This window comes from Vibrio sinensis (assembly GCF_003605645.1).
Lineage (GTDB): Bacteria > Pseudomonadota > Gammaproteobacteria > Enterobacterales > Vibrionaceae > Vibrio > Vibrio sinensis.
Map to the genome: position 1 here is coordinate 1 of NZ_QVMU01000077.1, position 1275 is coordinate 1275.

General features: G+C 45.7%; 1 protein-coding gene. It reads left to right on the top strand.

The window, feature by feature from the left end; translation table 11 throughout:
- Position 1 precedes the first annotated feature (1 nt).
- On the top strand, positions 2–1275 hold a 1274-nt coding region (locus DZ860_RS23730), incomplete at its 3' end, for a tyrosine phenol-lyase (RefSeq protein WP_120035719.1).

Here is a 1275-nt window from a genome sequence, read left to right on the forward strand (position 1 = left end):
AATGTCTTATCCAGCAGAACCGTTCCGCATTAAAGCAGTTGAAACAGTATCGATGATTGGCCGTGAAGAGCGTGCTGAGAAGATGAAAGAAGCGGGTTACAACACATTCTTGTTGAACAGTGAAGACGTTTACATTGACCTATTGACTGACTCTGGCACAACAGCAATGAGTGACAAGCAGTGGGCTGGTATGATGGTTGGTGACGAAGCGTATGCGGGCAGCAAAAACTTCTACCACCTAGAAGCGACGGTACGTGAACTATTTGGTTTCAAACACGTTATCCCGACTCACCAAGGTCGTGGCGCAGAGAACTTGCTTTCTCAACTTGCTATCAAAGAAGGCCAATACGTTCTAGGTAACATGTACTTCACAACGACTCGTTTCCACCAAGAAGTGAACGGTGCTACTTTCCTAGATATCATYCGTGATGAAGCGCACGATGCAACTATCGACGTACCATTTAAAGGCGATATCGATCTAAATAAACTGACTGCAATCATTGAAGAGAAAGGCGCTGAGAACATCGCTTACATCTGTTTAGCAGTAACAGTTAACCTTGCAGGTGGTCAGCCAGTATCAATGGCTAACATGCGCGCAGTACGTGAAATYACAARCAAGCACGGCATCAAAGTATTCTTCGACGCAACGCGTTGTGTAGAAAACGCRTTCTACATCAAAGAGCAAGAAGAAGGTTACGCAGACAAGACAATCCAAGAAATCGTTCTAGAGACATTCAGYTACTCAGATGGCTGTACAATGAGTGGTAAGAAAGACTGTCTAGTAAACATYGGCGGCTTCCTATGTATGAACGACGATGAGATGTTCGACGAAGCGAAAGAGCTAGTAGTAGTATATGAAGGTATGCCTTCATACGGCGGTCTTGCTGGTCGTGATATGGAAGCAATGGCAATCGGCCTACGYGAAGCAATGCAATACGAGTACATTGAGCACCGTGTTAAGCAAGTTCGTTACCTAGGTGATAAACTAAAAGCTGCTGGCGTTCCAATCGTAGAGCCAACAGGCGGCCACGCTGTATTCCTAGATGCACGTCGTTTCTGTGACCACCTAACTCAAGATCAACTACCAGCACAAAGTCTAGCTGCTAGCATCTACGTAGAAGCAGGTGTACGTACAATGGAACGTGGTATCGTATCTGCTGGACGTAACAAAGTGACCGGTGATCACCACCGTCCAATGCTAGAAACAGTACGTCTAACTATTCCACGTCGTGTATACACTTACGCACACATGGACGTTGTAGCAGAAGGCATCAT